The following is a 7,664-nucleotide window of genomic DNA, read 5'->3' as shown; positions in this document are numbered from 1 at the left end:
GGAGCATCTCTGGTTCACTGCTCCACCGGTTGATGGAGCCGAACTGGAGGCTCATCTGCGCCCGTTTGGTTATACCCACGCAGAACAATGGGCTATTCCGGATCAGGAGCGTTCAGTCTCTCATCCTGTCTACGAAGTATCTGACAAGCCATAGAGACGCTTGCGGAAGGGCATTCCCCCTTCAGATTTCAGCCTGAAACAGCCTGTCTCGCGCTCGCCTCTTAGCGGGCGCGATCGACCGTGTAGATAGCGACGTCTTTCAACAACTGACGCAGCGGCTCCATATCGGCATTCGCAGCCAGACAGGCTTCAGAGACCTGATCAAGAGCAGCACTCGCTGCCTCGGCGTATTCGCGGGCCTTTTCCATTGTCACGTCGATGGCGTTCGTCTTCGCAATCAGGTCAAGCGCACGCTCAAGGTCGCCTTCCTGCTGCTCTTCGTTGTTCTCGATCGTGCGCGTCCAGAAGGCCTGCTCATCACTGTCGCCAGCGTGATAGGCAGCCAGCACTGGCAGGGTGACTTTTCCTTCGTAGAAATCATCACCAACCGTCTTGCCCAGCACGGCCTGATCAGCGGCGTAATCAAGCGCATCGTCCACAAGCTGGAATGCCATGCCGAGATTCGCACCATACTGACGCAGCGCTTCCCTGGTCTGGTCATCGGCCTTGGCGACCACCGCTCCGGTTTCGCAGGCAGCGGCGAACAGAGCCGCCGTCTTGCCGTAGATGACCTGCAGATAGCGATCGGCTGTCGTGGTCAGATCGTTCTGCGTGGTCATCTGCATGACCTCGCCTTCCGCCAGCGTTGCGGACGCGGCGGAGAGGATGGCCATGACCGGCAGAGAACCGTCAGCCGTCAGGATCTGGAAGGCGCGGGCAAACAGGAAATCGCCGACGAGCACCGAGGCCTTGTTGCCGAACACAGCGTTTGCGCTCGCCAGACCGCGGCGAAGCTGGCTGTTATCGACCACATCGTCATGGAGCAGAGTCGCCGTATGGATGAACTCCACACAAGCTGCCACGCCCACATGGCGCATATCGTCGCCATGTTCCCGGTATCCAGCCACACGGGCCGCTGCGAGCACCAGCAAGGGCCGAAGCCGCTTACCGCCTGCCGCCACCAGATGGGCAGCCAGTTGCGGGATCAGCGGCACGTCGCTCTGCATCCGCGCCACGATTTCCCTGTTGCAGGCCATCATGTCATCGGCGAGATAGTCAGCCAGAGCTTTCAGGACGTTTTCACTGTTCTGAGGTTTCACGGCATCATCCACACGTGTGCTGTCGCCAGCCTTCTTTTCGACCTGACCTGCATTCGGGCTTGCGGCGCCCTCCGTATTCGGCTGATTGACTGCAACGTGCAAATGACTTTCTCCCGAAAAAGGGACCCTAGTAGTGCAACCATATGAGCGGCGCTCCGGAGACGGTCAAGTTGTCCGCCCCGCAACCCCCTCCCTTTCTGACCTGCCAGAGACCACGAACGGCACTCTTTTAGGGGGGCGTATCGCCTATCACCAGTTCCGTCAGGGTTACCGGACTGGCCTTGAACCCGTCCTGATGGCGGCCCTCATTCCCGCACGTCCGGGAAACCGCGTGCTGGAGGCCGGATGCGGGGCTGGCGCTGGCCTGCTGTGCCTTTCAGCCCGTGTGGAAAACCTGATGCTCACAGGATTCGAAATCGATCCGGCGACAGCGGCTTTGGCCCGCATCAATCTCGTTCTCAACGCCAGCAAGGATACGCAGATTGTTACCGGAGACATCTGCAATGCAGGTCAGATTTTAAACGACACGCCGGAAATCTCATCTTTCCAATTCGATCATATTTTCGCCAACCCCCCCTGGCACCGCGAGGACGCGACAGCCTCTCCCGAGCCGCGACGGGACAAGGCGCGCCGCGCCAGAAAAGACACCCTGCATCGCTGGATTTCCACTTTCGCCAGTCTCCTGCGGGAAAAAGGTTCCCTGACGATGGCGATTCCCAGCACACGACTGGCCGAGACTCTCGCCGCTTGTGAAAAAGTGCGGATCGGGAGTGCCGAAATCATCCCTCTCTGGCCTCACGAGGGAGAGGAAGCCCGGATCGTGCTGATTCGCGCCCGTCGCGGCGGACAGGCAGGTTCCAGGATTCTGCCGGGATTAGTCCTGCACAAGGATGATGGCAGTTTCACTCCTGCCGCAGAGGCGATCCTGAGAAACGGACAGCCTCTGTATTCCGAGTCCTTCAGGAGCCCAAGACGAGTCTCAGGTCCTCACAAGGACCTCTGATCGTGTAGGTCCATGCTACTGATAACGATATTGTCGCGCTTTTTACGCAACACTCTGTTCACTTGACATCGCCCCCCATTGAGCGGCTGCATGCTGGCCGTGAAGCCACTCAAGGCTTCGTCCCGCTCGCTTCCGGTCCCAAACGACATTCCGTCATGGAGACGGCCGTCCTGTGAGACCGGCCCAGCCAGAAGGGACAAAATCAAAGGGGAAAACATCGATGAGCAAGTCATCTGCTTCCAGCAAAGCCGAGCAGGCACGTTCCGCTGAAGTCCAGCATTATCTGGGCACACCTTCGGATCTACCCAAGGAAGGCGTGGAAAATATCTCCGCCGCTCTCCGTGCCCTGCTTGCTGACGTCTTCGCCCTCTACCTGAAAACGAAAAATTTCCACTGGCACATGAGCGGCCGCCATTTCCGCGATCTGCATCTGATGCTGGATGATCAGGGAGCCGAGCTCCTCGCCATGACCGATCCACTGGCGGAGCGTGCCCGCCGCATTGGTGGTCTGACGCTTCATTCGATCGGCGAGATCAGCCGCCTGCAGCGCATCAAGGACAATGACGCCGTCTATGTCGATGCGCCTGACATGATTGCGGAACTGTGTGAGGACAACAAGCAGTTGGTCGCCGCCATGCGTCAGGTCCATGGCCTGACGGACGAGGTCGGAGACTGCGCCACAACCAGCCTGCTGGAAAACTGGATCGACGAAAGCGAAAAGCGGACGTGGTTCCTGTTTGAAGTCACACGCACCACGTTTGGCTCCAACAGCTGATTTGAAAAGGCCTGAAGCACCCAGCCGGGTGTCTTCAGGCCTGTCCGTTTTTCACCAGAAACAATGAAATCAGGTTGGCCGTCCAAAAGCCTTCAGTTGCAGCTTTTCAAACTTCTTGGCGGCTCCCGGCAACTGGGGATCCAGCTCCATGACGCGCTGCCACGCCTTTAGAGCAGCCTGACCATCGCCAGCGGCATCCTCCGCGGCAGTCAGAAGCTGCCAGCTGACCGCATCATTTCCATCATGCTGAAGCGCAACGCCAAGATCACTGATCGCACCGCTGGTATCGCCGCCCATCAGCCGCGCCTGCGCCCGCAACCGCCACAGGACGGCAACGTCATTCTGCAGCGACAGGGCCGCACCGAAATCCTCGACAGCCTCACTGGGCTTCTCGCTCGACAACTCACGCGCCGCACGCCGCATGAGCAATCGTGTCGCGGGTCTGATGGATTGTGTGCGAAGTTCCTCAAGCTGTCCCCGGATCAATGCTGCTTCCGTGGGATTTTTTGACGCGGCAAGCTGAGCCACAAGCCCGGCTTTTTTGGTCTCAGTCGAGAGCTTCTGTGGTGAGGAAGGTTTCGCGGCAGAGGTCGCTCCTGTTGCGGCAGGTTCGGCTTGCGCAGCCGTCGCGGCCAACAGGAGAGCCAGAGCGGCAATGGGAGAAATTCTGTTCATACAACGAAAAAACCCGCCTTTTGGGTCCGTTTCCAGAGCCAGAGGGCGGGTTTTCCTGTGCATGGGATTATCAGGTTGATCGAAGGATCAGCCCTGACGTGCCTTCATGCGCGGGTTCTTCTTGTTGATGACGTAGACGCGACCGCGACGACGCACAACGCGGCAGTCCTTGTCGCGGACTTTTGCCGACTTGAGGCTGTTTCTGATCTTCATAACTCGTCTCTTCTATCCGTCTGCGGTCGGGGTCCGCATGAAAAAGTTGCTGCGACATACGCAGCCAAAGCGGAAAAGTCAATGCAGAGAGCGGTTTTCTCTGCCTCAGATAATGCGCACGCTGCCTGCTACTGTTGCAAAACAGGCTCGGCACCAGCGGGCGACAGTGTCTTCAATGTCCGCGCCAGAACCCGGAAATCCTCCGTGCGCGGCGACTTCAGCCGCCAGCCAAGTCCGATCGTGCGCCATGCCGGGCCACCCGTCACCGGACGCGCTACCACACCTGTGCCCTCAAGAATGCCGGACGCCACCGCCAGTTCAGGCAGAAGCCCCACACCGAGATCCTCGCCGATCATACGGACCAGCGTATGCAGGGCTGACGCCGTGTGGGCCGACTCAGGTTCGTTCCCGGCCCAGTTCCTCTCCTGACGACAGACATCCACCGTCTGGTCCCGCAGGCAGTGACCGTCTTCCAGCAGCACCATCCGCTCATTCCCGAGCATTTCAAGCGGTACGGAGGAAAGTTTCGCCAGTTCATGATGTTGCGGCAACGCCAGAACAAACGGGTCTCGCCAGAGGGGGATCGTTTCCAACCCTTCACACAAACACGGCATGGCAAGAAGCATCGCATCCAGCCGTCCAACCGCTATTTTTTCAAGCAGGCGTTCCGTCATGTCCTCGGTAATGATGAGCCTGATCTGCGGAAACCATTCCCGCACAAGAGGAATCAGGCGCGGCAGGATGAAGGGACCAATCGTCGGGATCACACCCAGTCGGACTGGTCCCGTCATCGGTTCACGCGATGCCTGAGCGATCTGCGCAATCCCTTCAAGAAGCTCCAGCGCGACACGGGCGCGCCGCACGACTTCTTCACCGAGCAGCGTAAACACCACCCGCTTGCCGACTTCCCGATCCAGCAGACTGGCGTCAAGCTGCCGTTCCAACGCCAGAATTCCGGCGGACAGGGTGGACTGCGTCACAGCGCAGGCGGAAGCGGCTCTTCCGAAATGGCGTAACTCCGCCAAGGCCAGCAGATAACGGAGTTGCTGGGGAGAAGGCAGGATCATCATGGCCGACGCTCCTCTCAATCGATTTCATCAATCGTATTATGATAAATTATTCATTGGCATGATTGCCACACCATGGCCATAGATACGGTCAGCGGCGCGCCATATCGACGCACTGCACTGTTACCGAGATATGCAAGGAGCATTCCGATGCTGACCGTTGGCGACAAGTTTCCTTCCTTTGACCTGACTTCCGTTCCGGGTGGCCCGGCTGGTCTGGACGGCAAGTTCGTTCAGATTTCCGATACAACCGATGCCGGCAAGTGGAAGATCGTGTTCTTCTGGCCGAAGGACTTCACCTTCGTCTGCCCGACAGAAATCGTGGCATTCGGCAAGCTGGCCAAGGACTTCGCAGATCGTGACGCCGTCGTTTACGGCGTGTCCATCGACAGCGAGTTCGTTCACCTGAACTGGCGTCTGCACCACGAGGACCTCAAGAAGCTTGAGATCCCGATGCTGTCCGACATCAAGCGCGAGCTGTCCGAATCCCTCGGCGTGATCGCTGCTGGTCCGGGCGTCGCCCTGCGCGCCACGTTCGTCGTCGATCCGCATGGCATCATCCGTCACGTGTCCGTCAATGACCTGTCGGTCGGCCGTAACCCGCAGGAAGTCCTGCGTGTTCTCGATGGTCTCCAGAGCGACGAGCTGTGCCCGTGCAACTGGAAAAAGGGCGATGACTTCCTGAAGGTCTGATCCTTCCGAAAGTCAAAAACGCTGTGGGGCATGCCTCGCCTGCCCCGCAGCGCTCTTTCCGGCTGTTTTTCCAGTCAAACTATCGGGACTCTGTCCTGCCTCCCCTGAAATTAGAGTGAAGCATCATGTCGATTGAAGCCCTGAAAGAGCGCCTGCCCGATTACGCAAAAGACCTGCGTCTCAATCTCAGCAGCCTTGCTTCCGACATCACGCTGAACGAGCAGCAGCTTGCCGGCACCTTCGTCGCCACCGCCATCGCTTCCCGTAATGAGGAACTGACCCAGGCCATCATCGCAGAATTTGGCGCGAAGCTAAGCCCGGAAGCCCTGAACGCTGCCAAGGCCGCCGCCGCCATCATGGGCATGAACAACATCTACTACCGCTTCACCCATATGATGGGTGGTGACTACACCCAGATGCCCGCCAAGCTCCGCATGAGTGTGATCGCCCGACCGGGTGTGGACAAGGTGGACTTCGAGCTTTGGTCCCTCGCCGTTTCCGCCATCAATGGCTGTGAGATGTGCGTAAAGAGCCACGAGCAAGCCGTGCGTGAAGGTGGTCTGACCAGCGAGCAGGTCCAGACGTCCGTACGCATTGCCGCGACCGTGCACGGCGTTGCCGTTGCGTTGCAGGCCGAACCTGCCGCCTGATCACGTCTGAAGACAAATTCTGTCCTCACAGGACGCATGAAGAAGGGCATCGTTGCAAAGCGCGGTGCCCTTTTCTGTATCATCGACTCAAGGTGCGATCGGGTTTTCCGCAAGGAGATAGGCCATGCCACGACGGTAGGAGATGAGCACGATCCGGTGCCTCAGGAAATCCGCTCCCAGCAGCGCATAGGGCGTCCGTATCGGCGCTATCACCAACTCAATATCCCGATCAATGCTGGTGCCGATCTGAATTGTCCTGAAGCGATGAAGCCAGGCATCGAGATGCTGGCCATCCGGCCCCCGTGTGCCGACATTTTCATCCTTTTCCAGAAGCGCATCCTGCACGCCAGCCAGCGAAACCGGGATTGTCGTGCGATTTGAGCCGCTATCCAGAACAGCCATCAGCGGTCGGTCGTCCAGTCTGATCGGCAGCAAGACACGGGCAGCCGGGTCAGCAGGAAAAGCCATCCGGTCAGCGGGTGGCACGTTGTTCGGGATGCAAGCGTTTCCTGATATCAGCTCCATGCGGTGATGGGGCAGGTCAAACAGCACGTCATAACCACTCAGGAAATCGGCCCCGAAGAGACCTGCCAGCGGGAGGCCCCCCACGGACCTGACTGGTATCGCCGCCAGCAGGAATGTTGGCTCTACGGCTTTCAGACGTCCAAGCTGGAGAGTGATGACGCGCACGATGGGAGCGGCCACATCGCTGCCTACAGCATGCATGGTCAGGCTCTGACCTGTCTCTGACAATCCGAATTCTTCTGCGGCCTGAGGCGTGATTACGGAACGCCCTGCCCCCGTATCCACAAGCATGGCGGCGGCATGTCCGTTCAGCCGCACCTGCACGACCGGAAACTCGGTGTCAGGCAGGACAGAAAGCACCTCGAAAGAACTGTTCGGACAGGAATAGGAGGGGATGGAGCGCGCGCAGCCAGCCAGCGGTATCAGAAGGGCAATCAGGCAGAAGGTGCGTTTCATCCCGCGTCTTTTGCCCTCTCTGACAGCATGACGCTACTCCTGCCCCTCCTAACAATCGTTCCGACGCGCCGGAATCGCGTCGGGAATCAGTCCTCTTTTCTTTTCCGGGACAACACCGTCCCAAAACCCAAGGATGACCGCCATATTCCGACCGGCAACCTTTTGATTTTCCAATAAATGACAGTTTTTTTGAAAGGGGGGTTGCAAGTCCTGAAAACGTCATTATAAAGCCGCTCAACGACGACGCAGAACGCGGCATCGTTAGAAAAAAGCGGGTGTAGCTCAGTTGGTTAGAGCGCCGGCCTGTCACGCCGGAGGTCGCGGGTTCGAGCCCCGTCACTCGCGCCA

General features: G+C 58.8%; 9 protein-coding genes and 1 tRNA gene. 5 read left to right on the top strand and 5 right to left on the bottom strand.

The window, feature by feature from the left end; all coding sequences use genetic code 11:
• Positions 1–221: 221 nt before the first annotated feature.
• The gene (locus B3759_RS05840) at positions 222–1,361 is read right to left on the bottom strand and encodes a polyprenyl synthetase family protein (protein ID WP_408736451.1); all 1,140 of its coding nucleotides are present in this window, start codon (positions 1,359–1,361) and stop codon (positions 222–224) included.
• Positions 1,362–1,554: 193 nt separating this feature from the next.
• On the opposite strand from B3759_RS05840, the gene B3759_RS05835 reads away from it, so the two are divergent.
• Entirely contained in the window at positions 1,555–2,262 is a 708-nt protein-coding gene (locus B3759_RS05835) for a tRNA1(Val) (adenine(37)-N6)-methyltransferase (protein ID WP_291364980.1), read from the top strand.
• A 220-nt stretch (positions 2,263–2,482) separates the two neighbouring features.
• The gene (locus tag B3759_RS05830; protein WP_018308455.1) at positions 2,483–3,037 is read left to right on the top strand and encodes a Dps family protein; all 555 of its coding nucleotides are present in this window, start codon (positions 2,483–2,485) and stop codon (positions 3,035–3,037) included.
• A gap of 69 nt (positions 3,038–3,106) precedes the next feature.
• Here the strand turns inward: B3759_RS05830 and B3759_RS05825 are convergent, their stop codons facing one another.
• The 3 genes from B3759_RS05825 to B3759_RS05815 form a co-directional block, all read right to left on the bottom strand.
• Entirely contained in the window at positions 3,107–3,712 is a 606-nt protein-coding gene (locus tag B3759_RS05825) for a hypothetical protein (RefSeq protein WP_291364578.1), read from the bottom strand.
• 87 nt (positions 3,713–3,799) lie between these two features.
• The gene (ykgO, locus tag B3759_RS05820) at positions 3,800–3,925 is read right to left on the bottom strand and encodes a type B 50S ribosomal protein L36 (protein ID WP_003625637.1); all 126 of its coding nucleotides are present in this window, start codon (positions 3,923–3,925) and stop codon (positions 3,800–3,802) included.
• Positions 3,926–4,053: 128 nt separating this feature from the next.
• Positions 4,054–4,995 (bottom strand): hydrogen peroxide-inducible genes activator, encoded by a 942-nt coding sequence (locus tag B3759_RS05815; protein WP_291364521.1) that lies wholly within the window; start codon positions 4,993–4,995, stop codon positions 4,054–4,056.
• A 147-nt stretch (positions 4,996–5,142) separates the two neighbouring features.
• On the opposite strand from B3759_RS05815, the gene B3759_RS05810 reads away from it, so the two are divergent.
• On the top strand, positions 5,143–5,685 hold the full coding sequence (locus tag B3759_RS05810) for a peroxiredoxin (protein WP_010667396.1): 543 nt from the start codon (positions 5,143–5,145) through the stop codon (positions 5,683–5,685).
• Between the two features lie 125 nt (positions 5,686–5,810).
• Positions 5,811–6,335, top strand: a complete 525-nt coding sequence (locus B3759_RS05805; RefSeq protein ID WP_010667397.1) for a carboxymuconolactone decarboxylase family protein — start codon at positions 5,811–5,813, stop codon at positions 6,333–6,335.
• Between the two features lie 87 nt (positions 6,336–6,422).
• On the opposite strand, the gene B3759_RS05800 is transcribed toward B3759_RS05805, so the two are convergent.
• Positions 6,423–7,316: a retroviral-like aspartic protease family protein gene (locus tag B3759_RS05800; RefSeq protein WP_291364518.1), complete on the bottom strand. Its 894-nt coding sequence runs from the start codon at positions 7,314–7,316 to the stop codon at positions 6,423–6,425.
• 271 nt (positions 7,317–7,587) lie between these two features.
• Here B3759_RS05800 and B3759_RS05795 point away from each other — a divergent pair.
• Positions 7,588–7,664 (top strand) — tRNA-Asp (locus B3759_RS05795).

This window comes from Acetobacter sp. UBA5411 (genome assembly GCF_002409645.1).
Classification (GTDB): Bacteria; Pseudomonadota; Alphaproteobacteria; order Acetobacterales; family Acetobacteraceae; genus Acetobacter.
The sequence above is the reverse complement of the archived record's forward strand: the minus strand, read 5'-3'. Positions and strand labels throughout refer to the sequence as shown.